Raw genomic sequence first — 26631 nt, 5'->3', positions numbered from 1 at the left:
TTGGGGTAGGAAAAAAGATAGGAAATTTTAAACAGGGTCTGTTTCGCTTTCAGCTTCAGCGAGATAGTCCAAAGCCTTGGCCGCAGCTGTCTGCTCGGCTTTTTTCAAACTGCTGCCTTCCGAATCAAATGATTTCCCGTCCGGGAGATTCAGGTTTACCATAAATATTTTTTCATGTTCCGGACCTTTGGTCCCGGTCAGCACGTAGGTGGGACGTTCTTTGAATCTTGCCTGTGTCACTTCCTGCAGTTTGCTCTTGAAATCTTTGGAGCTTTCTATCTGAAAGGTTTCAGGCCATTTATTTTCAAAAATTCTCATGATGAATTTTTGCGCTTCCGCATAGCCGCCGTCCAGAAAAACTGCTCCGATAACCGCTTCCATGGCATCGGCCAGCAGGGATGAGCGGGTGCGCCCGCCCTGTGCTTCTTCGCCTTTGCCCAGTTTAAGAAATGCGTTTATCTCCAATTCCCGGGCGATGGCTGCAAGACTTTTTTCCTTGACCAGTTTGGATCTGATCTTGGTCAGCTGGCCTTCGTGGGCGTCCTTAAACCGTTTAAACAGCTCTTCGGTCACGCAGAGTTCCAGCACCGCGTCCCCCAAAAATTCCAGCCTTTCGTTGTCTTCGATCGGTTCGGATTGTTCATTTGCCCATGAACTGTGGGTCAGTGCCGTGGCTAAATGCTTGACTTGCGAAAATCGATAGTGGATACCTTGCTGGAGGCGAGAAAAATTTTCTACCATACAACCCTGCTTGAATTTATATTATCGAATGTATTCTTACTCATGTTTAAAGGCTTTGTTTGAGCCTGAATCAATTGCCGTAATCGGAGTTTCTGCCGATCCCGGAGACAAGGCCGCTATAATCGTCGCCAACCTTCTTGCTTCTGGATATAGGGGAAAAATATTCCCCGTCAATGGGGAAGGGGCCGAAGTTCACGGTCTGGACGCTTTTTCTTCTGTTTCCGGGTTACCTCGGGGGACTGATCTGGCCCTGATCTGCCTGCCGCCTGCCCAGGCTATCAAGGCTGTTGATGAACTTTCGAACATCCCGGTCCGGGCTGCTGTTGTCACCAGCGGCGGTTACGGTGAAACCGGACGCGAAGGTTACCGTCTGGAAAAGCAATTGGCAAGGACTGCCAAGAATCATGACATGATTATTCTCGGCCCCAATTGCATGGGCTTGATGAATTCGTCCCTGTCCATGAATGCCAGCCTTGATCCTGACTTCACCCTTAAGGGTAACATAGCTTTTCTTTCTCAGTCCGGGGCCATGTGCAGTACCGCACTTGACTGGGCCAATAGTGAAGGGGTCGGTTTTTCCAAGTTTATCAGCCTCGGTAATAAGGCCGTGCTGGGCGAAGCCACCATGTTCAACTATCTTGCCGGGGACGATGATACAAAGGTGATTGTCGGCTATTGCGAGACCCTCAAAGACGGTCAGGATTTTCTGCGTACAGCTTACGACACCACCTTCAAGAAGCCGCTTATCCTGCTGCGGGCCGGGGAAACCCCGTCCGGTGCCCGTGCGGCTTCCGCCCATGCCGGGGCTTTGACCGGGGCAACCTCCGCCTACAACGCCGCTTTCCGTCAGACCGGAGTCCTGCAGGCTGTTGATATTGAGGATATGTTCAACCTTGCCCATGCATTTTCCTGTCAGCCGTTGCCGAACGGTTCCAATGTGGCCATAGTAACCAACTCCGGCGGGCCAGGAATTCTAGCCACCGACATGTGCGAGAAGGGCACTCTGAATATTCTCACTCCGTCTTCATCCACATTGGATAAGATGAAGGAAGTACTGCCGCCTTACGCATCGCTTTACAATCCCATCGACATGCTCGGTGATGCCAAGGCCGATACCTATCACAAGGTCTTGCGGGCGGTTGCCGAGGATAATGCTTTTCATTCCATTCTGGTCATTCTGACTCCGGCAGCCAACATACTTGATGATGTGGAAAAGGTTGCCGCAGATATTATCGAGCTGGAAAAAGAATGCGACAAGCCCATAATTACCTGCTTCATGGGTGATCATTCTACCAGAAAAGCCCGTCGCATGCTGCGTGCTGCCGGGATTCCCTGTTATGAATTTCCAGAAGCCGCGGTCCGCTCTCTTGACGCCATGACCCGCTGTTACCGCTGGCAGAAAAAGGACTGGCCCATTGATGTCTGTTTCAGGCGGGATTACTCCAAGGCCAAATCCATAGTGGAGAACTGCCGCAAGACCGGTTTGACCGAGCTGGTGGAGCTGGATGCCCAGCAATTGGCTTCTGCCTACGAACTGCCCGTGCCGGAAACCGTACTGGCCCGCACATCCAATCAGGCTGCCAAGGCTGCCAAGAGGATCGGCTATCCTGTGGCCCTTAAAGTTGCTTCGCCCCAGATTTCCCGTAAACAGGAACTCGGTCTGGTCGTTACCGATATCCAGACCCCGCAGGCTTTGCGTAAAGCCTTTTTGGAAATTACCACCCGCGCAGCCAGAAGGTGCAAGGATGCCTACATTACCGGGTGTCTGGTGCAGGCTATGGGACCCAAGGATTCTCATGAACTTGTGGTCAGTTTCAAGCGTGACCCGCAGTTCGGCCCGCTCATAAATTTCTCCCTTGCAGGGCTTCACGTGGACCTGCTCGGTGATGTATCATCGCGGCTGGCTCCGCTGGCACTCAATGATTCACAGGAAATGATCCGTGAGATCAAGGCTTACCCGATTCTGAGAGGGGTTCGCGGAGGAGCGGCTGTTAATCTTGGAGCATTGGAGGATATCCTGCTCATGGTTTCACAGATGGCTTCCGATCTGCCGGAAATTCAGGAAGCTGAATTCAATCCGGTCATCGCGGGCCCTGACGGAGCTGTGGTCGCCAATATGCGCATGACTGTTAGTTAAGAATGCCTCCGGCGGCCCTCCGGGGGCCAGAGAAACTTTTTGGAAAAAGTTTCTCTGGACTCTTCAAAAACTTTTATTTGGGCTTCGCCGCTGACGTATTAAAAATTTTCTTTGAAATAGTTTTAATTCAAGGAGGACTTTATGTCCGGTTTATATATTGGCTCTACTAGCGGCTATTCCGGCAAGAACATGATTGTCATGGGCTTGGGGCTTCATTTTCAGAAGCAGGGGGTCAGCCTTGGTTACATGAAGCCTGTGGGTGCTATTCCTGCGGAGATTGACGGCAGGCTCGGTGATGAGGATGCATTCTTTATTCAGGATGTGCTCGGTGTATCCAATCCGCCCAATGTGGTCACCCCGGTGGTTGTTACCCACGATTTCAAGGTGCAGGCTTTCAACGGCAAGGTTGAGGACCACGTGCAGCCCATTGTTGACGGCTATGGCAAGATCAGTGCGGGTAAAGACCTGACTCTAGTTGCCGGGTCCGGGTCCATGTATTCCGGGAAATATTGCGGGGTGGATGGAATTCATCTGGTTAAAACCCTCGGTATCAAGTGCGTGGTCATTGACCGTTTCCAGAAGGAACTGAACTACGATTATCTGGTGGTGCTCAAGGAAGCACTGGGCGATAATCTGGCCGGAGTCGTGCTCAACGATATTCCGCCGACTTTCATGGATGAGATCACCACCCTGATTAAGCCCTTCCTTGAGCGGAAAGGTGTAAAAGTGCTTGGTGTGATTCCTAAAGACCCGCTCATGGGTACCATCAAGGTTGGTGATCTGGCTGACCGCTTAGGCGGAAAGATCATCACCGCCCACAACCGCACCGACCAGCCGGTGGAAAGTTTTCTTATCGGGACCATGCAGGTGGAAAACTTCATGACCCACTTCCGCAGGCACCGCAATTCAGCTGTTATTGTCGGCGGTGACCGTTCCGATGTGCAGTTGGTGGCTCTTGAAGGGGAATGCCCTTGTCTGGTGCTGACCGGTAACCTTTACCCCAACGATATTATTCTGACCCGTTCCGAAGTGCTGGAAACACCCATTATAGTGGTTCGTGATGATACTTTCAGTGTTGCCAAGAAGATGGAAGACATCCTTTCCCGCCACAAGCTGCGTGAGTCGGCAAAGATCAGGCACGGTGTTGATCTGGTGGAAAAGCATATTGATTTCGGATATCTGAAAAAACAGCTGGGTCTGAAATACTAGTTCTCAGCTGGCTGTAGAGAATTGATGAGAGGAGTACCCGGAATCGGGTGCTCCTTTTTTTATAGATCTAAAAAATGGGGATTGTATTTCAGTTCGTGTTTTACAGAGGTTGCCGGACCGTGCCCGGAAAATATTCGGGTCGATCCGGGAAGGATGAAAATTCTGTTTTGTATGGAACTGAGCAGTTCATCGCTGTTTCCGCCGGGGAGGTCGGTTCGGCCTACGGAAATCATGAATATGAGATCGCCAACAAAAATAGAATTCAGGGCAGGGAAGAAGTATGAAAGACTTCCCGGGGAGTGCCCCGGAGTTTCAAGGATCATCACGGGGTGGCTGAGGATGGTATGGCGGCCCTGACTGAGGTCGGTTATTTCAAAATCAAGTATTTCCTTGAATTCAAGTGAGCCTCCGTCATTGACAGGAATATCGTGCAGGTAAAGATCTTTATGATTTCCGTAAACATTTGCTCCTGTCATTTTCTGCACTGGACCGACTCCGCCGATATGGTCAAGGTGCATATGGGTCAGATATATCGCCTGAATATTAAGTTGCCGTTCCCGGATGGCCTGCATCATCGGTTCCGGCTCCATTCCACAGTCGATAATCACGGCATCTTTTCCGGCTGTGAGCAGATAGGAATTGGTCTTAAGGGGGCCGAGTACAAACGTTTCGATCTGTATTTCTTTCATAGTTCCGAGGCTTGACTGCAAGTCGGCAATAGAGTGAACTCTTTTATAGTTAAACAACAACTATCAAGGACTTAGAATGCTTTATTTTTTGGGAAACTGTCAAATGGATTTCCTCGGCAGGGCAATGGAGCAGATCGGTTACCCTTGTACCTACCGGGTGCTTGCTTCCCCGTTCACTTATAACAGTTCTCCGGGAATCATCCCAAAAGAACTGGAGGTCATGGACAGGAAATTCGGGCTGGATAAATTTTACCATGAACGCAGGCTTAGCCACCAGTTTCAGATGATCACGCCCGCTGATCCTGATCCGCAGCTTATGGTGCTGAATCTGTTTCATGAAAACAGCCCGATCTTTGTACATGATGCTGATAAGTATATGTTCTTCATTAGCCCCGACGCATGGTTGGAGCATCCTGAATTCGAAGAGTGGATGAAAGGACATTTCGGCATGGTGCAGGCCAAACCGTCCAGCTACCTGAAGCGTTACCGGGAAATGCTCGGTAATCTCCGTCAGCGTTTTCCGCAGGTGCCCATCATCGTTGTTTCCCGGCTTTCTCATTATCCGGCATTCGGGCCTGATCCTTATTCATATCTTGAGGGCTGGTCGGATATATGGCGGACGGCTGCACCTGTTCTTAAAAGTTGGGAAAGCGAATTGGACAAAGTGACCGTGATTGAAATGGACCGTATTTTTGCTGGAATATGGTCCGGCTCGGAAAAGAAAATCGAGGCCCATTGTCCGTTTCTCAAGTTCAAGCTCACTGAAGAAAACAACACCGTTACCGGGCTGCACGCCAGCCGCGATGTGGAGCACATCGGTTCCATGTGGCCCGTACTGGCCGGAAAAATAGAACAGTTTTTAAAAGAAGGACGCATTGATTATTCAGCGGAAGAAAACATCCCCGATGAATGGATGCGTCCATGGCAGCCGGAAAAATTTCCCGAAGATAAGCTGCTCGAAATGCTTTCGTCCGGTGCCAATTACAAATGCGCGCGGGCAATTGGTTCATTCTTTCTCGATCTCGGCACGGACTATACTGAATTTCTGGCCCGAACTGCGGAATTTACCCCGGTCTGCCACAATACCCTGCACATGATTAAGACATATTCACGGATCTGGCCCAATCCGGTGCTGGCGTACTGGTGTCAGGTGCATAGAAATGCTGCAGCAACATTTACTGCCAACGGGCCGCTTTATACGCAGGATTATCTGAAGAGGATTGATGAGATAGAGCGGTTTGTGTTGGCTTAGAAAATTATCCGCTTGGTGCGGGTGAGGAGTGCTGGACTTGTTTTTTGTATTACTGTGTATTATATTGTAATACAAATGGAGGCACCAAAATGATCAATAAAGAAACCAAGAGTGAAGTGGTCACAATCCGCATGACATCTGAAATGAAAGAACGGGTTGAAAAACTGGCTCAAGCAACCAATAGATCAAAAGCTTTTTTATTTGGGGAAGCCATTTCAAGCTATCTGGACGTGAATGAATGGCAAGTACAAGCCATTCAGGAAGGGCTGGCAGAGGCCAGAAAGCCTGACGCCAAATGGACTTCCCATGAAGAGCTAGAGGCAAAGTATGCCGAAGATTAAATGGCTTGAGCGTGCTACCCGTGATCTGGATTCCATTTACGAGTACATACTTCAAGACGATCCTAAGTCAGCCAGAAAAGTAGCCTCCGCCATATTAAAGAATGTAAGGATCTTAGAAAAACATCCGCAAATCGGTCGGGCCGGGAGAGTTCCGGGAACCCGCGAGTTGATTGTATTGAAAGGAGCCTATCTCGTAGCTTATTGCTGTAATGAAGAGGTCGAAATATTGAGGGTGTTGCGGCACAGTCAGGATTGGCAGGATATTGAATAGAAAAGTTTGTTTCGGTTTAAAAATCAAAAGGCCCTCCGTTCAAAAGAACGGAGGGCCTTCCAAGTTTTGTAGGCGTGCCATACACAGCGGCGAAGCCAAAACTAAAAGTTTTTGAAGTGTCCAGAGAAACTTTTTTTAAAAAGTTTCTTTGGCCCTCGGAGAGCCGCCGGAGGCATTCTTATTTCTGTTCAGCCTTCAAAGCACCGAGCAGTGCTTCGTCCAGAGAAGGATGTGGGAAGACAACCTTGTGGATATCATCCTTGGTCCAGCCTTCCTGTACGATCATGGCTGCTGCGGTGGTGAAGCCGGACACATGGTGTCCAACCGCGGTGATTCCGGCAACTTTGTCGTCCAGCCAGACCACTTTTACAAAGCCCTGCGTGGATGCATAAGCCTGCGCAATGGGGTTGGCCACCAGCGGGAAGGAGGAGGTCTTTACCTCGCCTTTGCCTTCAAGGTCAGAGGGCATGAGTCCTACACGCATGGTTTCCGGGGAACCGTAAAGAATGGACGGAATCGGTCCGTGCTCGTAGGGACCGTCTGTTTTTCCGGCAAGGCGGCGGACCACGTATCCGGCCTGATGGCTGGCGGCGTGGGCGAGCAGGATTTTTCCGTTCAGGTCACCGATGGCGTAGACATTGTCGGCGGCTTCGAGGTTTTTGTTAACCTTGACGAAACCGGGACCTTCGGTTTCCACGCCCAATGTTTCGAGACCCATGTCTGCGGAATTGGGGCGGCGTCCGATGGCGATGAGTGCCTTGTCGGCGGTGAATTCTTCACCGTCTTCAGTGCGCAGCACGGCCTGTCCGTTCTCCGCAGTTACGGACTTGACCTTCACACCGAGATTGAAATTCCACTTGTGACGCTTGAACACACCCTGTAAAGCCTTGGAGACTTCCGGGTCCTCGTAAACCGCAATGCGGTCAAGAGCATCCACAACGGTGATCTTGCAGCCGGTGCGGTGCGCGATCTGGGCCATTTCAAGGCCGATAAAACCCGCGCCGATGACCAGCAGCGAGGTGGGCATTTCTTCGAGGGCAAGAAATCCCGCATTGTCGAGGATGGTTTCGTTGTCCGGCTCCAGACCGGGAAATACGGTGGGGTGGGAACCGGTAGCGAGGATCAGGTTTTTGTACTCTAGCACAGCCTGTTCTTCGGGGTGGGAAACTTCCACTTTACCGGGTTCGATCACCTTGGCTACAGCAGGATAGATGTCAATGCCCAGCTTTTTGGCTTTCTGGGTCATGGCCTTGCGGGTGGCCGCGATGAAGCGGTCCTTCTTGGTGCACAGGGCCTTGAAATCTATTTCGATTTCACCCTTGGCAACGCGGGCCTTGGACTGGGCGGCAAGCTCTTCCACCGGAGAGGTGGCACCGAGATACATCTTGGTGGGAATACAGCCCACATTGAGGCAGGTTCCGCCGAGCAGGTCCTTTTCCACCAGCGCGACTTTGATGCCTTCTTCCGCAGCTTCGAGGGCGGCGTCAAAGCCGCCCGGACCGGCTCCTACGACCACGAGGTCGTAGGAGCGTGTATCTGTCGGGAAACTATTTGATGTCATCAGTAATCACCATGGAGCGTGCGGCTTTGGTCTCGTCCAGTCTCTTTACAGAGGTGGTAAGCGGGGCAGCCTGCAACGCTTCGGGGTTCTTTTCCGCCATTTCCGCGATCTCGATAAGATCGTCGATGAAGCGGTCGATGGTTTCTTTGTTTTCAGTCTCGGTAGGCTCGATCATCAAACATTCCTTCACGATGAGCGGGAAGTAGATGGTCGGGGCGTGGTGGCCCTTGTCGAGCAGTGCTTTTGCAACATCAAGGGCGCGTACACCGTTCTTGGCCTGTTCAACTGCGGATGCAACAAATTCGTGCATGCAGATGCGGTTGTAGGGAATCTCGAAATGGTTTTCGAGACGCTTGCGCATGTAGTTGGCACTGAGAACCGCACCTTCGGTGGCGCGGGTCAGACCTTCGCGGCCAAGGCGGAGCATGTAGGCGTAAGCCTTCAGGTACACGCCGAAGTTGCCGTAGAAGGGAGCAACGTAGCCGATGGACTTGGGCTCGTCATAGGAAAGGTAGTACTGGCCGTCTTCCAGCTTTTCCACGCGGGAAACGGGCAGGAAGGGCACCAGTCTTTCACTGACGCCTACAGGACCGGAGCCGGGACCGCCGCCGCCGTGCGGGGTGCCGAGGGTCTTGTGCAGGTTGAGGTGCACGATGTCGAATCCGGCATCTCCTACGCGCAGCTTACCCATGATGGCGTTCATGTTCGCGCCGTCGTAGTAGAGCAGGGCGTCTTTCTCGTGGATCATTTTCACGAGTTCCTGCAGGTGGGTCTCGAAAAGTCCCAGAGTGTTGGGGCAGGTCATCATTACGCCGGCTACTTCATCATCCAGAACCTCGGCAAGAGCTTCAGGGGTGATGATACCGTCGGTGGACTCAACGGAAACAACATCGTATCCGGCAACAGCTGCGGATGCGGGGTTGGTGCCGTGTGCGGAGTCCGGGCAGATGATCTTGGTCTTTTTGTTGCCCTTGTCGCGGTGGTAGGCGGCCATGAGCATTACCCCGGTCAGTTCGCCGTGGGCACCGGCCATGGGATGCATGGTGAATGCGGCCATACCGGTCAGTTCGCTGAGCAGGGATTCGGTTTCGTGGATTACCTCAAGTGCGCCCTGACAATGATGGCCTGCGCCCTTGAGCTGGGGAATGACCGGGTGCAGCTTGGCGAATCCGGGCATGGCAGCCACAGCTTCAGTGAACTTGGGGTTGTATTTCATGGTGCAGGAACCAAGGGGATAGAAATTGGAATCCACACCGAAGTTTTTCTGGGAAAGCCGGGTGAAGTGGCGGACCACGTCCAGCTCGGAAAGGGAGGGCATGCCCGCTTTTTCACGCAGAAGTTCAGCAGGAATGAGGTCCTCGATTTTGGATTTCGGTTCGTCAGGCCAGCAGCCTTCGCGACCGGGAACGGATTTTTCAAATACTGTTTTCATTAGATTGCCCCCCGCAGAATTTCGGCGAAGATGCCGATCTGTTCTTCAGTGGTCTTTTCGGTGCAGGCCACCAGCAGTACGTTTTCGAATCCATCGTAGTAACGTCCCACAGGAAAGCCGGGGATGATGCCGCGTTCGGTGAGCTTGTCGATCACTTCAAAGGCGTTAACCGGAAGGGTTACAGCGAATTCGTTGCCGTAGGGTCCCTTGGTGAACATTTCCACGCCGTCAATTGCGGTGAGACGCTGCGCGGCGTAATGGGCGCGTTCTACGGAAAGGGTTGCGGTGCGGCGCAAACCTTCTTCGCCCAGCAGGCAGAGATGGATCAGGGTGCGCAGGGCGCAGAGGGCCTGGTTGGAGCAGATGTTGGAAGTCGCTTTCTGGCGGCGGATATGCTGCTCTCTGGCCTGAATGGTCAGAACATAGCCGGGCTTGCCGTCTTCGTCCTCGGTGCGTCCGGCAATACGGCCGGGCATCTGGCGGACAAGGGCTTTGGAGCAGGTCATGATACCTAGGTAAGGACCTCCGAAAGAAAGGGGCTGGCCGATGGACTGGCCGTCGGCAACAGCGATGTCTGCACCCATCTGACCGGGAGTCTTCAGCACGGACTGCAGGACCGGGTAGGTGGACATGATAGCCAGTGCCTTGTGCTCGTGCACTGCGGCGAACATCTCGGTGAAATCGTTTACCGAACCGAAAAAGTTGGGGTTCTGAACGATGACCGCTGCGGTGTCTTTGTCAACTGCTGCGGTGATGGACTTGACGTTGGTGCGGCCGTGGTTGTGGGGCACGGTGACAAGTTCAAGGTTCAGGTTGGTGGTGTAGGAGTCCAGCATGACCCGGTAGATGGGGTTCAGTGCTTCACTTACGATGATCTTCCTGCGTCTGGTTTTACGCACGGCCATGAGGGTGGCTTCGTAAAGCGCGGAGCCGCCGTCGTAAACGGAAGCGTTGGCGTAATCCATATCCATGAGCCGGGCCATGGCGGTCTGGTATTCGAAGATCGCCTGCAGGGTGCCCTGAGAAGATTCGGGCTGGTACGGGGTGTAGGCGGTATAAAATTCGCTGCGGGATGAAAGGGCATCCACCGCTGCGGGAATGAAATGGTCGTAGAATCCTGCTCCGAGGAAGCTGGTCAGGTCCGTGGTGTTCTTTGCGGCCATTTTACCCAGCATTTCCAGAACTGCCATTTCGCTTTTGCCTTTGGGCAGGTCAAAGCTTTTGGGGCGCAGTTCGGCCGGGATTTCGGCAAAGAGGTCTTCCACGGAGTTCACGCCGATCACATCAAGCATTTCCCGGATTTCTTCCGGGGAATGGGGTACGTAAGGCATTTTGTCCTCCGGTATAAAAATACATCCCCGCAGACTTAAGCGGTCGGCGGGGATGTTTGTGTACTATATATTAAAGAGCGGCTCCGAATTAGTGAGCGTCTTCTTCAGTTACCTTTTCGTAAGCTGCGGCATCGAGAAGTGCGTCAGTGGGGCCGGTGATTTTCACCTTCATGAGCCAGCCGTCACCGTAGGGATCTTCGTTGACTTTCTCGGGTGCGTCTTCCAGTGCTTCGTTAACTGCTACTACTTCGCAATCAACCGGAGCGTACATTTCGCTGGCAGCTTTTACGGATTCGATGGAACCGAATTCGTCGCCTGCTGCGAAAGTGTCGCCTTCCTGCGGCAGTTCAACGAAGGTAAGGTCGCCGAGCTGTTCCTGGGCAAAATGGGTGATACCGATAGTTCCGTTTTCACCGTCAACCTTGAGCCATTCGTGAGATTTGGCGTAAAGAAGTTCCTGCGGAATCATGGGGCCTCCTTCTTGTATAAACTGATTTTTATGTTTTTTGACCGTGTCTGTGTGAATAACTCGCAACTGATAGCATTCCTGCTTAAGAAATAAAAGCCTTCGGAAGGGCTAATTTGCAGAAAAATATTCTGTAAAATTGTTAATAAATTAAAATCAAATGACTTTATTGTTTGGCGGGGCAATAATTCGTGTTACGCGCTCTTGTGTTTTGGCGAAATTAAGCATACTCAGACAGCTTATAAGGCACCTTCTAAGCCGTCTGAAAGTAGAGTACGGGAGTGCAATAATTGAGAGATTATGTTTCCGGTGAACGGGAATTAATAGAAGTTGAGACCGCCGGAAGGGTCTGGAAAATAGAGCGCACAGCCGATCTTGAAACCCTTTGGGATGAGATAGGTGAAGATGAATTCGGCGATGATGAGCGGCTTCCCTACTGGGCGGAACTCTGGCCTGCCAGTGTCCTGCTCGGTGAATGGCTGCACCGCAATGCAGATTTGATTCGTGGTCGCAGATGTCTTGATCTCGGTTGCGGGCTGGGACTTACGGCTGTTATCGGGCAATCGCTGGGTGCGAATGTAGTGGCCTTTGATTATGAACTTCCGCCACTTTATTTTGCCAAAGACAATGCGCGCACCAACAATACTTCCCAGCCGCTCTGGCTGCAGATGGATTGGCGGGAGCCGTCCCTTGCTCCGCATTCCTTTGATTATATCTGGGGCGGGGATATTCTCTACGAAAAAAGATTTTTTGATCCGCTGGAGAAGCTTTTCCGGCAGGTGCTCAGGCCCGGCGGCACCATCTGGATGGCCGAGCCGAAACGCGATGTTTCAGTTCCGGTCTGGGAGAAGCTTGAAGCTCTGGGCTGGAAAACAGCACTGCCCCTGACCGAGAAAGCAGCCTGCTGCAATGCGGAAATGACCGTTAATATCCGGGAGGTAACTCCCGGCAAATCCATATGATTCCGGAGGTTTGAAATGGGTAAAACTATACGTTTCGGAGTTTCCCTTGATTCCGATCTTCTTGAGAAATTCGACCAGCTTTGTGACGAGAAAAGCTACCAGACCCGTTCGGAAGCGATTCGCGACCTGATCCGCAACATGCTGGTGGAAAAGGAATGGGATGAGACTGAAGGCCAGATGGCCGGGACTCTTTCCCTTGTCTACGACCATCACCATAGCGGTCTTTCCCAGCGGCTCACTGAGTTGCAGCACGACAGCCACGACCTGATCATGTCCACACTGCATGTCCATCTCGACCACGACAACTGCCTCGAAGTCATGGTTCTCAAGGGTGACGGCAAGCAGATCAAGGAGCTGGCCCACCGCCTCATCTCTACCAAAGGCGTAAAGCACGGCAAACTCGGTCTGACTACTACTGGTGAAGAATTAGTTTAAAAGTAAAAAACATAAATGGCGGCGAAGCCTTAATAAAAGGTTTTGGGATTCTTAAACCCTTTTGCAAAAGGGTTTAAGGCCCCCGGCAGGGTCGCCGAAGGCATTTATAATATGGAAGACGTACAGAACAGTCCCGCGAAAGTGGCCATGTCTATTGACAGGGTCGGCGTGCGGGACTTGACCCTCCCCCTTGTGGTGCGTGACCGGGAATCCGGCAGCCAGAACACCATGGCAAAAGTTGCTTTATCCGTTGATCTGCCCGCACATTTTAAAGGCACCCACATGAGTCGCTTTGTGGAAGCTCTTGAGGACTGGTCCGAAGAGCTGGATTACCAGAGTTTTTACAACCTGCTCAGCGATATCCTGCGCCGCCTTGAGGCCGAGCGCGCCCATGCGGAACTCAGCTTTCCGTATTGTCTGCAAAAGAAATCCCCGGTCAGCGGACGTAAAGGCATCATGAGCTATGAATGCACGGTGGAAGGCGAAATGGTCGGTGATAATCTGGAATTCACTCTCGGAGTGAAAGTCCCGGTCATGACCGTCTGCCCCTGCTCAAAGGCCATCAGTGACGAAGGTGCCCACAGCCAGCGGGCGGTGGTGCATATTAAAACCAAATCCAAAGGATTCGTCTGGATTGAGGATCTGGTGGAGATTGCCGAGGCTTCAGGGTCGTGCGAAGTGTTTTCCCTGCTTAAGCGTGAGGACGAAAAACACGTTACCGAAAAAAGTTTTTCAAATCCTACTTTTGTTGAAGATGTGGTTCGCAATGCTGCTATGGGCTTGGAAAAACATCCGAAAATACTTTGGTACAAGGTTGATGTGGAAAGTTTTGAATCAATCCACAATCATTGTGCCTTTGCAAGTATTGCCAAGCCGGAATAAGTACTTACTATTATTTGTAAGGAGGCAGAGGGGAATCTTCCCCACCTGAACTCCGCAGACAGCCGCAGTTGCTCACCGCATGGATAGAGCGATTGCGGCGACACTTTGCAGGACAGAAAACTCCCGTTGGAATTTACAACGGGAGTTTTTTTACTTTTATTGCGTATTGCGGTGTTTGTATGTTCCTGTAAATATGAACTAAAAGTGTTTGCGGTGTGCTTTATTGTGAAAATATGCATAAATTCGCAAAAAATATCAGTCGCAGTCCTTGTCAAACTAGAATGAGTACTTACTTTATGTGTAAGGAGGCAGAGGGGAATCTTCCCCACCTGTACTCCGCCGACAGCCGCAGTTGCTTACCGTATGGATAGAGCGATTGCGGCGACATTTTTGGATAATAAAAAACCTCCCGCTGAACTAAGGCAGCGGGAGGTTTTTATCTTTTGGATAAGTTGTTAAAACTAATTCTTTTCAACAGCATACGGCCAGCCGTCCTGGCCGTTGGTGAGGATGAACAAACGGTAGGGAGCGATTCCCTGTTTGGCGAAGTAGTTGACGGTTCTTTCAGCTCCGCCTTTGCCGCGCGGGCAGATTACCACGATGGGCTGATCTGAGCCTTTAAGGCTGTTCAGGGAGGCGTCGAGTTTTTTTGTGTCCACATCACTCTTTACGGGGTAAGCGCAGGTTTCAATTGCTCCCTTGATATGATGGGATTTGAACTCATCCGCAACCTGAATATCCACGATAGCAACATCAGCCTTGGTTTCAATTGCTTTCTGCAAAGAAACCGGGCTCATGTAATTGTAGCTGTCTTTCATGGCAAATGCATTGGCTGCAAGGCACACAAAAATTGCTGCGGCTCCAAACAGCACAACTGCTTTTCTGGTAATACTCATTTGTTTCTCCTCCTGATTATGGTTTAGCTTCAACCATTAAGCTCAGGCAGGAGAATTCGTCGAATATTAAAAGCTGATAGTTGTCCAAAAATAAGACTGAATTAATCTATACTACTTGCCTGTATACGGTTCCTGTTGCGTGGAGCAGTGGATTCCGCCGCCCCCGAAGTTGATCCCAAGGGTGTTGATGGTCACCACTTTGCGGTCCGGGAAAGCCTTTTGCAACACCGCAAGGGCTTCGGCGTCTCGCTGCTTTACTTTTTCGGGCAGACCCTCGTGCCAGTATTTCTGGGCCAGAACCACACCGTTTGAAATCAGGAAGTTGCAGTAGCTCTGGGCCGGGACAACCTGTACCGACTGTCCCACAGGGAAGGCTGTTCCGTCCGAGAACCGGGGGAAGGAGACCAGCCCGTAGTATGCTTCATCCTGCGGGGTAACTTCGAAGTACAAAGTTTCCGGCATGGGGATGCGGATGATCTTGAATTTCTTTCCGTCCTGATCAACGGCGTTTTTCAAAATATTATAATTTTCTTCCATGCGGCGGCGGTTTTCCGCTTCAACCGGACCGTGAGCCGCTTCCTCTTCACTTACTTCAGCCAGCAGGATTGTGTCCGGGGATATGAAACGGCAATATTCGTCCATGTGGTTGTTGGCTGCGGCACTGCGATAGGCCACGCCCTTGCCGTCCGGTCCGGGCAGGGTGCTGACGTTGTAGGCATCGTCGTCAACGGTGCCCTTTTTCAGCCAGATGACGTTGGTCACGCCCAGCATCTCTTTCAGTTCCGCTTCAATGTCCGCGCGGGAAAGGTTCGGGTTACGCTGGAACTCGCAGGCTTCGGTGACCAGAATGGTCCCTTTGCCGTTTAATTCCCGGTCGCCGCCTTCACTGACCAGTCTGGTCATGCGGTAGGGGAGTTTGCGTTGTTTCGCGATATCCCGGTCAACCCGTTCCATTATCCGGGACTGGGTGTCCGACTGCGGAAAGTAGCCCCAGCAGTTGAAGCCGAAGTCGGCAATGCTTTTTTGCCCCTGTTTATTTACCGTGAAAATGGGACCGAAATCACGCCAGTAGAGCATGGTAAAGGGGATGGTCTGGAATGAGATTTTGCTCAGGTCCAGTTTTTTCTTTTTTAATAAAGAGAGCACATGTTCGCGCTGGCCCTCTTCGGGAATGCAGATGGTGATATCCGTATGCGGAGCAAGGTTTTCAGCTATCTGGAGCAGGACGTCATCCGTGCGGTATCCTTTCACATATTCTTTGCTCAGCCAGCCGAGATAGACCCGTTCCTGTTTTTCGAATTCACCGGGAAATCGCCATTCCCCTCCGTATGCTGCTGTTGCGGATAGAATAATAGCGGCCGCAAGTAGAAAAAATATTTTCCCTGATTTCAGCATAATACCACCTCCCTGTTTTTATGCTTATTTATTTTCAGCTTCAAACAATCTGCGCAGTTCTTCCACCCGTTTACGGTTGACCCCGAAATCTGAATAGCCGAGCCGGGCTGCGGAACGGACTTCTATCTTACCTTCCACTTCGTCATAAACACATTCCAGATCATCCACAAAGCGGAATAGCTTGCTCCTGAATTCAGCGTGCAGATAGGGCCCCTTGGGTGTTTTTATTTTGCCGCCCATTTTTCGAACGCATTTACGCAGATTTTTCATGACCTGTTTGCTGGGGCCGCTGGCTTTGATTGCCGGCGTGGCGTGTTTTTGGTCGTTTTCCTGAGAGGATACGCAATTGGGACTGTCCGGGCAGGGGGATAGTTTACCGCCGGTTATTCCAATATTTTGCGGAAGGGAAGAGAAATGGGCCGCAGTGAACAGTGCGGCAATGCAGACGATGACGATTAATGCGCTTAGTTTGTAAATCATAAGCAGGAGGTTAAGGTATTATCCACTCCATATGCAAGAAAATAAGTAAGGCTTTGAAAATACGGTGGAGTTATGAACATCTTGTGGAAAACTTTGTTCGTAACAAAAGAAAACCCTGACCTGCGTGAAACAGGCCAGGGTGGAAAAGTCTATGTGAGGTAGTTTTACGTGGGGTTGGTGCGGATACAGAAAGAGCCTTCCTTGAGCAGGTCGGCAATGGAAATCTCATCAAGGGCCGCATACATGGCTCTGCTGGCCTTGATCCAGACCTCACGGGTGGGGCAGTTGTCTATTCGCATGCAGAGTTCGTCGTTATCTAGGCATTCCACCAGTCCGGCTTCGCCTTCAAGGCTTCTGACTACATCACCGACGCTGATGTCTTCCGGGGGCATGGCCAGAGTGTGTCCGCCGCCGGGGCCACGCTTGCTGGAAATAAATCCGGCTTTTTTCAATTCGCGAATAAGTTTTTCAAGGTATTTTGTTGAAAGTCCCTGACGGCTGGCAATGTCACTGATACGGACCGGGCCTGCGGTGCAATGCATGGCGATGTCCAGTATCATTCGGGTTCCGTATCTGCTTCTTGTTGTCAGTCTCATGAAATTTCCTTCTTGGTTTAGTCGATTATGTAGAAAAGTAATCGCTCCGGGTCAAGGATTATGGATCTGATAGGGATGAATATGTGTTTAGAACTAAGTAACATGCTGTTTTGAATGGGTTTCTTTGCGTAGTTGTGAAAAAATAATAAGTCCTTGTGTTTTTGATAATCTCTGGGTAAAAGCGTATATTGGCATGCCTGCGCGGGTTGTGTAATGCAGGCCTAAAAGACCAATACTGGAGAATATTATGAGCCCGAAAGAGAACGGGAAAAAAGAGTTTGATGTAATTATTGTCGGCGGCGGTCCTGCAGGGCTTTTCGCAGCCTATTACCTTGGCGAGAACACTGATCTTGATGTTCTGGTCATTGAAAAGGGAAAGGCGTCCCTCAAAAGACATTGTCCCATTACCGGGGATCAGGAATGCATTAAATGCAAACCCTGTAACATCCTTTCCGGCGTGGGCGGGGCTGGCCTTTTTTCCGACGGCAAGCTCAATTATATTCACAAGCTCGGTAAGACCGACCTTACCCAGTTCATGTCGGTTTCCGAGGCTAAAGCCCTCATCGATGAAACCGAAGAAATTTTCAACCGCTTCAACATGGACGGTCAGGTTTACCCTACCAACATGGAAGAAGCCAAAAATATCCGCAAAGATGCCCTCAAGCACGGCATCGACCTGTTGCTGATCAAGCAGAAGCATCTCGGCAGTGACAACCTGCCCGGTCATATTGCCGGAATGGCTGAATATTGTATGGAGAAAGGTGTGACTTTCCGCACCGGTGAGCATGTTGAAGACATTCTCATCGAAAACGGCGAGCTGGCCGGGGTAGTTACCAAGAAAGGTGAATACAAGGCCAAGAACGTTATCCTCGCCCCGGGCCGTGTCGGTTCCGAGTGGATGGGCAGTGTTGCCAAGAAGCATGATCTCGCCATTACCCAGCGCGGTATCGAAGTAGGTGTGCGCGTGGAAGTTCACGGCGACATCATGCGTGATCTCTGTTCCGTGATCTATGATCCAACCTTCTTCATCCGTACCAACACCTATGATGATCAGGTGCGTACTTTCTGCACCAATCAGGGCGGGTTCGTGGCCCTTGAAAACTATCAGGATTTTGTTTGCGTAAACGGCCATGCCTACATGGACAAGAAGTCTGAGAACACCAACTTCGCCTTCCTGTCCAAGGTTGTGCTTGAAGAGCCTGTTACCGACAATCAGGCCTACGGTGAATCCATCGGCAAGCTGGCTACCATCATCGGTGGCGGCAAACCCATCCTGCAGCGTTTCGGTGATCTCAAGCGCGGTCGCCGTTCCACATGGAACCGTGTGCGCAACAGCTTTGTAGAGCCGACCATGAAGAATGTTACCTGCGGTGATATCGCCATGGCCCTGCCTGAGCGTATCGTGCGCAACCTTATCGAAGGCCTTGAGCGTCTCAATGACGTAGTGCCCGGTGTCGCCAACGAAGAAACATTGCTCTACGCACCGGAAATCAAGTTCTTCTCCACTCAGGTGGAAACCAGCAACCAGCTCGAAACCGCCCTCGAAGGTCTTTTCGTGGCCGGTGACGGTCCCGGTGTGGCCGGAAACATTGTTTCCGCTTCCGCTACCGGAATTATTCCCGCTAAAGAGATTGCTGCGCGGGCTAAGAAGTAAGAATGCCTCCGGCGGGCAAAGGAAAACCCTTTTTGTAAAAAGTGTTTTCCTCTGCACTCCTTTCCCCAAAACTTTTAATAGTTGGTTTTGGTGGTTAACTGGAGGATCGTTCGATAAAAGAATGGGAGATACTGACTTTGTGTCGGTGTCTCCTTTTTTAGTCTATGCGTCTTTGAGTCAGTAAAGGAAGGAGGTCTCGGCGTTTGTCGACTACTAAGTACACGCGGAGAGAAGTGTCATATACTCTGTAGATAATACGGTAAGTATCACAGAAAATCTCTCTATAGGACTTTTGTCCGAGCGCAACCAGTTCCCGAACCCGAACTCCTCTTTTCGGAAGCTGTTGCAAGCTGTCGATGGCCTTTCTGAGTCTAATAATAGTTTCACGAGCTTGTTCTGTGCAGTCGTTTTCACTGATATAAAAACTAATATTTTTTAAATCCTGTTTTGCTGCTTTGGATATATTGATTTTCATCTTATTCAAGCTCGTTTAGCAACTCATCGAAAACAGAATCGGCATCTTCGAATTTCCCTTCAGCAAATTGCTTTTCGCCATGGGCAAGGATTTTAAGCAGAGCAAGAGTCTCCTGTGTTTTTTCATATTCGCGGATATCCTGCACAACCACTTTGGCTTCACCGTTTTGAGTGATGAAGTAGGGTTCACGTTTCTCGCGTACTTCTTTGAAAACCTTGGAGGTGTTATTTTTTAAATAGCTGATCGGTTTGACCTGTTCTGATAATTTCATGGTGTTTTCCTGTAAGTTTTTTAGGTCTTTATTGTAGTCTTAATTTAGGTCTTAATTTAGGTGTGGTCAAGGTGTTGTCAGCTCAAAAGTAAATTAACCAATTTGAAATGACACACGCTTCTGAGTATGTTACCGAATTATATTGTGTTCTATGTTGTTTAACGATGAATCCAATTATTTCTCACGAGGACTTTTATGACTTCCCCCGCCCCAAAACAATCCGCGTCCGTAATTTTCGTCCTGCTTATATCCGCAGCCGCAGCCCTTGGCGGCTTTCTTTTCGGCTTTGATACCGCGGTAATCAACGGCGCGGTGGTTGCGCTGGGTGATCATTTCAAGGTCGGCCCGGTTCTGGTGGGTATGTCTGTTTCTCTCGCGCTGGTGGGGTCGGCCATCGGGGCTTTGCTTTCCGGGCCTGTTTCCGATCGTTACGGGCGCATCAAACCCATGCTGATTTCGGCATTTCTTTTTACTGTCAGCGGAATCGGGGCCGGGCTTCCTTTTACTGTCTGGGATTTTATTTTCTGGCGTTTTCTCGGCGGGGTCGGCATCGGGCTGGCCAGTGCCATAACCCCGGCCTATATCGCGGAGATTTCCCCGGCCAATCTGCGCGGAAGTTTCGGTTCTTTGCAGCAGCTTGCCATTGTGGTCGGGATTTTTGTGGCCATGCTCAGTAATTACATGCTGGTGGGGCTGGCCGGAGGTTCAGCGGATAATGTGCTCTGGCTCGGCTTTGAAACATGGTGCTGGATGTTCTGGGCCGAGGTTCCGCCCGCCTTGCTCTACGGCTTTGCGGCTATGATGATTCCCGAATCACCGCGTTATCTCATCGGCACAGGGCGGGAGGATGAAGCTGAAAAAATTCTTGGCCGGGTGCTTGGTGAGAGCGTGCTGGAAAAGATCGAGGAGATCAAAGTCACCCTTAAATCTGAAGGCAAGGCCAGTTTTGCGGCAATTAAAGGCAAAGTCGGTTTTAAACCCATTGTCTGGGTCGGCCTCGGGCTTTCTGTGCTGCAGCAGTTTGTGGGTATCAACGTTATATTTTACTACGGATCCATGCTCTGGCGCAGTGTGGGGTTTTCCGAGGAAAATTCCCTGTGGATTACAGTGATTACCGGAGTTGTGAACATCGTCACCACGCTGGTGGCCATCGCACTTATCGATAGGGTTGGGCGCAAGCCGCTGCTCTTGGCCGGGTCTGCCGGGATGGTGATTACCCTCGGGGTTCTGGCTTACCTGTTCGGTCATGCGCCGCTCGATGCTGCCGGGCATCCGGTGCTGAGCGGTAGCTCTGCTACCACCGCCCTTTATTCGGCAAACCTCTATGTTTTCTGCTTTGGATTTTCATGGGGCCCGGTGGTCTGGGTGTTGCTGGGAGAGATGTTCAACAACCGCATCCGTGCTTCGGCACTTGCTCTCGGTGCCGGGGCGCAATGGGTGGCTAACTTTATTGTCTCCGCTTCTTTTCCTTCCCTTGTGCAATGGGCCGGGCTTGGATTTACCTATTCCGTTTACGCGGTTTTCGCGGCGGTTTCATTTTTCTTTGTCATGTTTCTGGTTCGCGAAACCCGGGGCCGGGAGCTTGAGGATATGGAGTAATTTTTCTTTTTTGGAGCAAAAAAGTGGATATTCAGCTGTTTTTTAATTGATTTTTGTAAGAAAAATTCACTTGCATATTGACTTTGCGTCATTTCATTGACAGTGAATGTGTAGGGTTGTCCATTTATATATGATGGATCAGTCCGTACAAGGCGGAACCGAACTATAAAAGTTCCCCGGATTAGAATAATTTTGGAGGCCTAATGGCTCTTAATTTGGGTGGAATAATTGGAAACAGTCCTGCGCTAAAGGAGGTCTTTGCGATTCTCGCAAAGGTAGCGCCCACAGACAGTACCGTGCTGGTCACCGGGGAGTCCGGCACGGGTAAGGAGCTGCTTGTGCGTGCCTTGCACCGCAACAGCAAACGCAAGGAAAAGCCTTTTGTTCCGGTAAACTGCGGGGCCATTCCCAAGGAATTGCTGGAATCCGAACTTTTCGGGCATGAGAAAGGGGCCTTCACCCATGCGGTGCGCTCCCGTCCGGGACGTTTTGAGCTGGCTGACGGCGGAACCATCTTCCTTGATGAAATCGGGGAAATGGACCTTAGCCTGCAGGTCAAGATTCTGAGGGTTTTGCAGGAAAAGGAAATCGAGCGGGTCGGCGGAACTTCCATTAAGAAGGTGGATGTGCGCATCGTGGCCGCAACCAACCGTGACCTTGAAACCGAGGTCGCTGCCGGAAGGTTCCGTGAGGACCTTTTCTATCGCCTCAATGTTATTCCCATGCATCTGCCGCCGCTGCGCGAAAGGGGCGGAGATGTTCTTCTGCTGGCAAAGCATTTCCTTAGCCGTTTCTGCGAAGATAAGGATATGGAAGAACTTGCCATCCAGTCCGATGCAGCGGATATGCTTGTCTCCTACACCTGGCCCGGCAATGTCCGTGAGCTGGAAAATTTCATGGAGCGCATGTGCATCCTCTGCGATGAGGATGAGATCGTTCCCGACGACCTGCCGGAAAAAATCTGGAAGGATGTGGGCAAGGAACCCAAGAAAAAGGTTGCCGAACTCATGCAGCCTGTGGGCTTCAACTGGCCGACCCTTGCGGATATGGAAGAGCAGGGAGCCACTGGACTTAAGGATTTTCTGGAAAAGATCGAGGACCGGCTCATGATTGAGGCCCTTGAAAAGGCCGCAGGCGTGAAAAACAAGGCTGCCGAACTCCTCGGGGTAAAGCGGACCACGCTTATCGAAAAGATCAAGAAGAGGAACCTTGAAGTATAATAATTTTAAAAAAAGTGTGGGTTTTCTGAGGGGTAGGCAGGAATATTGCAACGATAACTGATTGTGACGCTCAGCCGACTTACCGGAGTCTTCCGGACCCTTTTTCTGGCGGCCGTTTTCTGGTTTGCCTGCCCCCATCCGGGTTATGCCTTGGAGTATTTTATAGATACCAAGGCCGACATGGACTCCATCCGTCTTGTCTTTGACCAGAAGAACCTTTCCGGAAAAGTTGCCCGAACCGGGCGGCAGCAGATCACCATTTCTTTTCCCAAAAACGCGCTCAAAGGCGAAAAACAGCCTACTCCGGCTCCGCTTTCATCTTTACGCTTAGTCAGTTCCCTGAAGGTCGGGCCAAGCTCCATCACTATCGGAACCCGGACCAGCGGTTTCGGCTTTATCCGTATGCCTGCGGGCAACGGGCAGATGTTGATTCAGTTCTTCCGTGATCCCATCGGTTCCAAATGGCGTTCTCCCAAAGAAAAAGCGAAACGCGAGGCCGAGCGTAAGAAAGCTGCCCGTAAAAAGGCTGCTGCTAAAGAGGCCGCCCGTAAAAAAGTCGCAGCAAAGCGAGCAGCGGATAAAAAAGCCAAGGCCGCAGCCGCCCGCAAAGCTTCTGCTCAAAAGGCTGCCACGGCTGAAGTAAAACAGAAAGCTCCTCAGCCTCCTGTTATTGATGAAGTTGATCTGCCGGAAGACGAAGAGTCCCCGCAGCTTAAGCAGGAACTCCTGCAGGCACAGGAAGCACAGGAACCGGTGCAGCAGGTTCCGGTTCAACCCACGAAACGTCCTTTTTATTCCGTGCCTTATACCTACCGTGCTCCGGTAGCTAACGTCGGTCCGGGACAGGCCAAGCCTGTGGATACTTCCCTGCCGCCGGCTCGCGCCGGAGGCAGTGCCCGCCGTGTACCTGTTAACGGCAATGACGGTGGAAGTGCCGGAGGCCTGATTGGAGGTCAGACAGGCGGGCAGGTCGGTGGTGAAATTGAGCCGCCCTCCGGTGGCGGTGCGGCAGGAGGTGCGATAGCTCCGCCCCCCGCAGATGAGTCTGTAGATGAAGCTTCCGGCGTGGAGGAAGCGGCTTACGAAGAAGAATTTCCCGAAGGCGAGTCCGCGTCCGGTGCGGTTGAGCCTCCGCAGCAATCCGGTGGTAGTGCCTCAGGCAGTGTTTCCGGCAGTATTGCTCCCCCCCCGTCTCAGGAAGGGCAGGCTTCCGGTAGCGTTTCCGGTGCGTCCGGTCAGGTCTCCCCTCCGTCGCAGGATGGTGATTCTTTTGAAGCTACCGATTATCCTGCCCTTGAAGATGAAGGGCAGGGTGAAGTGAGTGGTGAGGTTGCTCCTGAAACTGATTTAGACGCTGATGTGCGCGATGAGGCTGTTGAAGGCGAGCAGGACGCCAGTGATTCCGATGCCTATCCGGTGGAGGATGCTGATCAGCTTTCCGAAGATGAGGCTGGCATCGAGGGTGAAGAAGGGGCTGAAGGTGAAAAAGAACTCAGTCCTGAGGATCGGATGAAGGTTGCCAAAGGGGTTCTGCTTGCTGCCGAAGGAGCCTTGGATGAAGGTGAAATTGAGGCCGCAATGGCCGGGTTTACTGAAGTCTCTTTGATGCAGGGTTTGCCGCAGGAGATGCGGTTGCGCGCTCTTTACGGCAAGGCCGAAGCTCTTACTGAAATGCACCGTGAAGCATTGGCTGATAATTACGGGGAGATAGCAAGTGCCTGGATGGAGGCCATGAACGCCGACACCAAGTCGCCCAATGTGCCCATGGCCCTGCTTAATCTGGGGTTGCTGAACCTCAAGGTGGGCAACATGCCTGAGGCCAAGGCTTATTTTAACCTGCTCAAATCCCAGTATCCCAACGACCCCAATATTCCCTACATCAGCTACTACTGGGGTGAATATTATCTCGGTATGAAGGATTACGAGAAGGCTGCGGACCAGTTCCAGTATCTGGTGCAGATGTATCCGGACAGCAAGATTGTTCGTGATGCCGCGCTCGGTCTGGCCAAGGCTCTGGATGCCCTCGGTTATGATGAACAGGCTTTCCAGATTATCGACTATATCGATAAACGCTGGCCCCGTTTTTATATCGAAGACCTGCATTTCCTGCTCATGTCGGCCAACACCCAGAACAGGCTGGGCAAAATTGATGATGCGCGGGAAAACTACTGGGCCTACTACAACCTTTCCCCGGAAGCCCCGGAAGCGGATATCGTGCTGGCCCGCATCGGTGATATTTACCTGAAGACCGGGGATAAGTCTGCGGCCAAGGAAATTTACGAAAAAGCGGCCAAGGAGTTCCCGGACAGGGAAGGCGGACTGGTCGCCATGATGCGTCTGGCCGAGGAAGGGATTTATGATGATCCCAGCATGAGCCAGATGGATAAGGTTTTTGACCGCCCCTACAACCTGCGGCCCCAGAAGATTTATACCCATATTATTGAGAAATTTCCTGAAAGTCCGCTGGCACCGCTGGCCCAGCTCAAGCTTGGCATGTGGTACTACTGGAATAAAAAGTATGGTGACTGCCTCGGTGCGGTGAATGATTTTCTGGACAAGTATCCGCGCAGCGGTCTGCGTGACCGGGCCAGCGAACTGGGTACAAGGGTTTTTGACAAGGCCGTGCCGGAACTGGTCAAGGATGAAAATTACGGACGGGTAGTCAGCTACTGGAATAAATACGCCAAGCAGAATAATGACGGCAAAGACGTAAATGACGAAACCCGTCTCGGCGTGGCCCTCAGTTTCTGGAAAAAAGGTCAGCCGCAGAAAGCTCTGGAGCTGATCGACCGCTATCTGCAGGGCGAGGAGATTCCCAAATACTCGGCCATGGCCCTTGATATGGCTCTCGGTATTTATGTGGATGAGCAGGCATGGAGCAAGGTTACCGAACTGGTGGATCTCGCCAAGGGCGGCTGGAAACTTGATCCCAAACAGAAGGTTCATATAGAATACGCGCAGGCCATGGCCTATGAAAATCTCGGCGAGACCGAGCGCAGCACCCCGCTTTGGGCCGGGCTGGCTTCCAATCTGCTGCTGCCTGAATCTTCACGCGCTTATGCCATGTATTACATGGCCAAATCGTCCATGAAGAAAAAGGATTTGAAGAAAGTCTTTGTCTACGCGCAGGAAGCCCTGTCCATGCTTCTAGGGACCGGAGGGGACCGGGAGAAGATCAAGGACTGCATCCTGATGACTATTTTTGCGGCGGAAAGTTCCGGTCGATACCGGGAAGCACTCAAGTGGGCTGCGGAATATGACAAATATATCCCTCTTGAAGATCCTGAGTGGGCTTCATCCCGTTTCCGGTTGGCCCAGCTTTATGAAAAGGCCGGGGCCACAGCTGAATGGAAAAAGCTGATGGAAGAAGTGGCCGAGAAGAAACCGGGCGATCTTTACGGACGTCTGGCAACATCCGCACTGGCAACCCATAAGATTGAGCAGGATGCCTCCAAATTTCAGCCGGATCCGGTATTTCAATAATTTTTAAGGCAGGTAATCATGAACAGACAGCCCGTAGTAGCCGGACGTTTTTATCCGGACAGTCCTGACCAGCTTCGCAGGGAGCTTGAAATGTATACCGGTACCCCGGAAGCAGATAAAGACCGCCCTGTGGACCGTCTGGTCATGGTTCCCCATGCCGGGTATGTGTTTTCCGGTGAGCCGTGCGGCAAGACCCTCGGGCAGAGCAAGCTGGCATCCACGGTATTTCTGCTCGGGCCAAACCATACCGGGCTTGGCTCGCCCCTTTCGGTCTGGGATACGGGCAGCTGGGAATTTCCCGGCGGTAGGCTGGATGTGGACGAAGAACTGGCCGCAAAGCTGATCGAGAGCGGGGCCGGGTTCAGCTCCAATGAAAAGGCCCATTCGCGGGAACATTCCCTTGAAGTGGTCGTGCCTTTTCTGCACTACCTCAATCCGGACACTAAAATTGTCCCGGTCTGTGTTTCCGAAGCCTCGCCCACAAATCTGCGCAAGGCCGGGGAAGCCATTGCGAAAATCATGCAGGATCAGCCGGAGCCCATTTCCATGGTCGTCAGTTCGGATATGAGTCATTTTATTTCCGCTGATCAGGCCAAGAAGCTCGATTCCATGGCCCTTGAAGCCATCATCCGCATGGATCCTTCCGACCTTTATTCCATTGTTTCATCCAACCAGATCAGCATGTGCGGGGTCCTGCCCATGACCATGGGGATGTTTGCAGCCAAAGCCCTCGGAGCCACTTCCGGCAGACTTGTTGATTATACCAATTCCGGCAAAGCCACCGGGGATTACGAACGTGTTGTAGCCTATGCGGGAGTCATCGTCTCTTAAATGTCCTCCAGCCCTTGCCAAT

Annotated in this window: 25 protein-coding genes; 13 read left to right on the top strand and 12 right to left on the bottom strand. The window is 51.6% G+C overall.

Going from position 1 to position 26631, the window contains the following annotated elements:
* Nucleotides 1-27: 27 nt before the first annotated feature.
* Nucleotides 28-741, bottom strand: coding sequence for a ribonuclease III (gene rnc / locus FMR86_RS03725; RefSeq protein WP_163349736.1), 714 nt, complete (start codon nt 739-741; stop codon nt 28-30).
* A gap of 28 nt (nt 742-769) precedes the next feature.
* Between rnc and FMR86_RS03720 the strand changes: the two genes are divergently transcribed.
* Complete coding sequence (locus FMR86_RS03720; protein ID WP_163349735.1) at nt 770-2878, top strand: acetate--CoA ligase family protein; 2109 nt, start codon at nt 770-772, stop codon at nt 2876-2878.
* Nucleotides 2879-3019: 141 nt separating this feature from the next.
* Nucleotides 3020-4087 carry a phosphotransacetylase family protein gene (locus tag FMR86_RS03715; RefSeq protein ID WP_163349734.1) on the top strand — a complete coding sequence of 356 codons (1068 nt, stop codon included), beginning with the start codon at nt 3020-3022 and terminating at the stop codon, nt 4085-4087.
* Nucleotides 4088-4146: 59 nt separating this feature from the next.
* Here FMR86_RS03715 and FMR86_RS03710 read toward each other — a convergent pair whose 3' ends face one another.
* The gene (locus FMR86_RS03710; RefSeq protein ID WP_163349733.1) at nt 4147-4776 is read right to left on the bottom strand and encodes an MBL fold metallo-hydrolase; all 630 of its coding nucleotides are present in this window, start codon (nt 4774-4776) and stop codon (nt 4147-4149) included.
* A 103-nt stretch (nt 4777-4879) separates the two neighbouring features.
* Here FMR86_RS03710 and FMR86_RS03705 point away from each other — a divergent pair, with 103 nt between their 5' ends.
* From FMR86_RS03705 to FMR86_RS03695, 3 genes are all read left to right on the top strand, one after another.
* A complete protein-coding gene (locus tag FMR86_RS03705) occupies nt 4880-6028 on the top strand; it encodes an SGNH/GDSL hydrolase family protein (protein WP_239057127.1) in 1149 nt (382 codons plus the stop codon).
* A gap of 89 nt (nt 6029-6117) precedes the next feature.
* The gene (locus tag FMR86_RS03700) at nt 6118-6369 is read left to right on the top strand and encodes a CopG family ribbon-helix-helix protein (RefSeq protein ID WP_163349731.1); all 252 of its coding nucleotides are present in this window, start codon (nt 6118-6120) and stop codon (nt 6367-6369) included.
* The gene (locus FMR86_RS03695; RefSeq protein WP_163349730.1) at nt 6356-6640 is read left to right on the top strand and encodes a type II toxin-antitoxin system RelE/ParE family toxin; all 285 of its coding nucleotides are present in this window, start codon (nt 6356-6358) and stop codon (nt 6638-6640) included. The genes FMR86_RS03700 and FMR86_RS03695 overlap by 14 nt, the downstream gene beginning before the upstream one ends.
* 178 nt (nt 6641-6818) lie before the next feature.
* Here the strand turns inward: FMR86_RS03695 and FMR86_RS03690 are convergent, their stop codons facing one another.
* The 4 genes from FMR86_RS03690 to gcvH form a co-directional block, all read right to left on the bottom strand.
* Nucleotides 6819-8201, bottom strand: a complete 1383-nt coding sequence (locus tag FMR86_RS03690) for an NAD(P)/FAD-dependent oxidoreductase (RefSeq protein ID WP_163349729.1) — start codon at nt 8199-8201, stop codon at nt 6819-6821.
* Nucleotides 8188-9633: an aminomethyl-transferring glycine dehydrogenase subunit GcvPB gene (gcvPB, locus tag FMR86_RS03685; protein WP_163349728.1), complete on the bottom strand. Its 1446-nt coding sequence runs from the start codon at nt 9631-9633 to the stop codon at nt 8188-8190. The genes FMR86_RS03690 and gcvPB overlap by 14 nt, the downstream gene beginning before the upstream one ends.
* Entirely contained in the window at nt 9633-10964 is a 1332-nt protein-coding gene (gene gcvPA / locus FMR86_RS03680; RefSeq protein WP_163349727.1) for an aminomethyl-transferring glycine dehydrogenase subunit GcvPA, read from the bottom strand. Before gcvPA ends, gcvPB begins: the two co-directional genes overlap by 1 nt.
* Nucleotides 10965-11052: 88 nt before the next feature.
* Nucleotides 11053-11433, bottom strand: coding sequence for a glycine cleavage system protein GcvH (gcvH, locus tag FMR86_RS03675; protein WP_163349726.1), 381 nt, complete (start codon nt 11431-11433; stop codon nt 11053-11055).
* A gap of 287 nt (nt 11434-11720) precedes the next feature.
* Between gcvH and FMR86_RS03670 the strand changes: the two genes are divergently transcribed.
* The 3 genes from FMR86_RS03670 to folE2 all read left to right on the top strand — a co-directional run bounded on the left by FMR86_RS03670 (nt 11721) and on the right by folE2 (nt 13709).
* Complete coding sequence (locus FMR86_RS03670) at nt 11721-12392, top strand: methyltransferase (protein WP_163349725.1); 672 nt, start codon at nt 11721-11723, stop codon at nt 12390-12392.
* Between the two features lie 15 nt (nt 12393-12407).
* Nucleotides 12408-12827, top strand: a complete 420-nt coding sequence (gene nikR / locus FMR86_RS03665; protein WP_163349724.1) for a nickel-responsive transcriptional regulator NikR — start codon at nt 12408-12410, stop codon at nt 12825-12827.
* Between the two features lie 111 nt (nt 12828-12938).
* Nucleotides 12939-13709, top strand: a complete 771-nt coding sequence (gene folE2, locus FMR86_RS03660; protein ID WP_163349723.1) for a GTP cyclohydrolase FolE2 — start codon at nt 12939-12941, stop codon at nt 13707-13709.
* Nucleotides 13710-14170: 461 nt separating this feature from the next.
* Here the strand turns inward: folE2 and FMR86_RS03655 are convergent, their stop codons facing one another.
* The 4 genes from FMR86_RS03655 to FMR86_RS03640 form a co-directional block, all read right to left on the bottom strand.
* Nucleotides 14171-14605 (bottom strand): rhodanese-like domain-containing protein, encoded by a 435-nt coding sequence (locus tag FMR86_RS03655; protein WP_163349722.1) that lies wholly within the window; start codon nt 14603-14605, stop codon nt 14171-14173.
* A 111-nt stretch (nt 14606-14716) separates the two neighbouring features.
* Nucleotides 14717-16000, bottom strand: a complete 1284-nt coding sequence (locus tag FMR86_RS03650) for an agmatine/peptidylarginine deiminase (protein WP_163349721.1) — start codon at nt 15998-16000, stop codon at nt 14717-14719.
* A 24-nt stretch (nt 16001-16024) separates the two neighbouring features.
* The gene (locus FMR86_RS03645) at nt 16025-16480 is read right to left on the bottom strand and encodes a DUF1499 domain-containing protein (protein WP_163349720.1); all 456 of its coding nucleotides are present in this window, start codon (nt 16478-16480) and stop codon (nt 16025-16027) included.
* A gap of 164 nt (nt 16481-16644) precedes the next feature.
* Nucleotides 16645-17076, bottom strand: coding sequence for an Rrf2 family transcriptional regulator (locus FMR86_RS03640; protein ID WP_163349719.1), 432 nt, complete (start codon nt 17074-17076; stop codon nt 16645-16647).
* A 247-nt stretch (nt 17077-17323) separates the two neighbouring features.
* On the opposite strand from FMR86_RS03640, the gene FMR86_RS03635 reads away from it, so the two are divergent.
* A complete protein-coding gene (locus tag FMR86_RS03635) occupies nt 17324-18730 on the top strand; it encodes an NAD(P)/FAD-dependent oxidoreductase (protein WP_163349718.1) in 1407 nt (468 codons plus the stop codon).
* 157 nt (nt 18731-18887) lie between these two features.
* On the opposite strand, the gene FMR86_RS20795 is transcribed toward FMR86_RS03635, so the two are convergent.
* On the bottom strand, nt 18888-19205 hold the full coding sequence (locus FMR86_RS20795; RefSeq protein WP_163349717.1) for a type II toxin-antitoxin system RelE/ParE family toxin: 318 nt from the start codon (nt 19203-19205) through the stop codon (nt 18888-18890).
* Between the two features lies 1 nt (nt 19206).
* Nucleotides 19207-19476, bottom strand: a complete 270-nt coding sequence (locus tag FMR86_RS03625; protein ID WP_163349716.1) for a type II toxin-antitoxin system Phd/YefM family antitoxin — start codon at nt 19474-19476, stop codon at nt 19207-19209.
* A gap of 195 nt (nt 19477-19671) precedes the next feature.
* On the opposite strand from FMR86_RS03625, the gene FMR86_RS03620 reads away from it, so the two are divergent.
* From FMR86_RS03620 to amrB, 4 genes are all read left to right on the top strand, one after another.
* Nucleotides 19672-21075 carry a sugar porter family MFS transporter gene (locus FMR86_RS03620; protein ID WP_163349715.1) on the top strand — a complete coding sequence of 468 codons (1404 nt, stop codon included), beginning with the start codon at nt 19672-19674 and terminating at the stop codon, nt 21073-21075.
* A 203-nt stretch (nt 21076-21278) separates the two neighbouring features.
* Nucleotides 21279-22295, top strand: a complete 1017-nt coding sequence (locus FMR86_RS03615; RefSeq protein WP_163349714.1) for a sigma-54-dependent Fis family transcriptional regulator — start codon at nt 21279-21281, stop codon at nt 22293-22295.
* 63 nt (nt 22296-22358) lie between these two features.
* Nucleotides 22359-25778 carry a tetratricopeptide repeat protein gene (locus FMR86_RS03610; protein WP_373682447.1) on the top strand — a complete coding sequence of 1140 codons (3420 nt, stop codon included), beginning with the start codon at nt 22359-22361 and terminating at the stop codon, nt 25776-25778.
* Nucleotides 25779-25796: 18 nt separating this feature from the next.
* Complete coding sequence (gene amrB / locus FMR86_RS03605; protein ID WP_163349713.1) at nt 25797-26609, top strand: AmmeMemoRadiSam system protein B; 813 nt, start codon at nt 25797-25799, stop codon at nt 26607-26609.
* Nucleotides 26610-26631 lie beyond the last annotated feature (22 nt).

Origin of the sequence: Desulfovibrio sp. JC010 (genome assembly GCF_010470675.1) — a bacterium.
GTDB lineage: Bacteria > Desulfobacterota > Desulfovibrionia > Desulfovibrionales > Desulfovibrionaceae > Maridesulfovibrio.
Note: the sequence above shows the minus strand (reverse complement) of the source record. Positions and strands in the feature narration are given on the sequence as shown.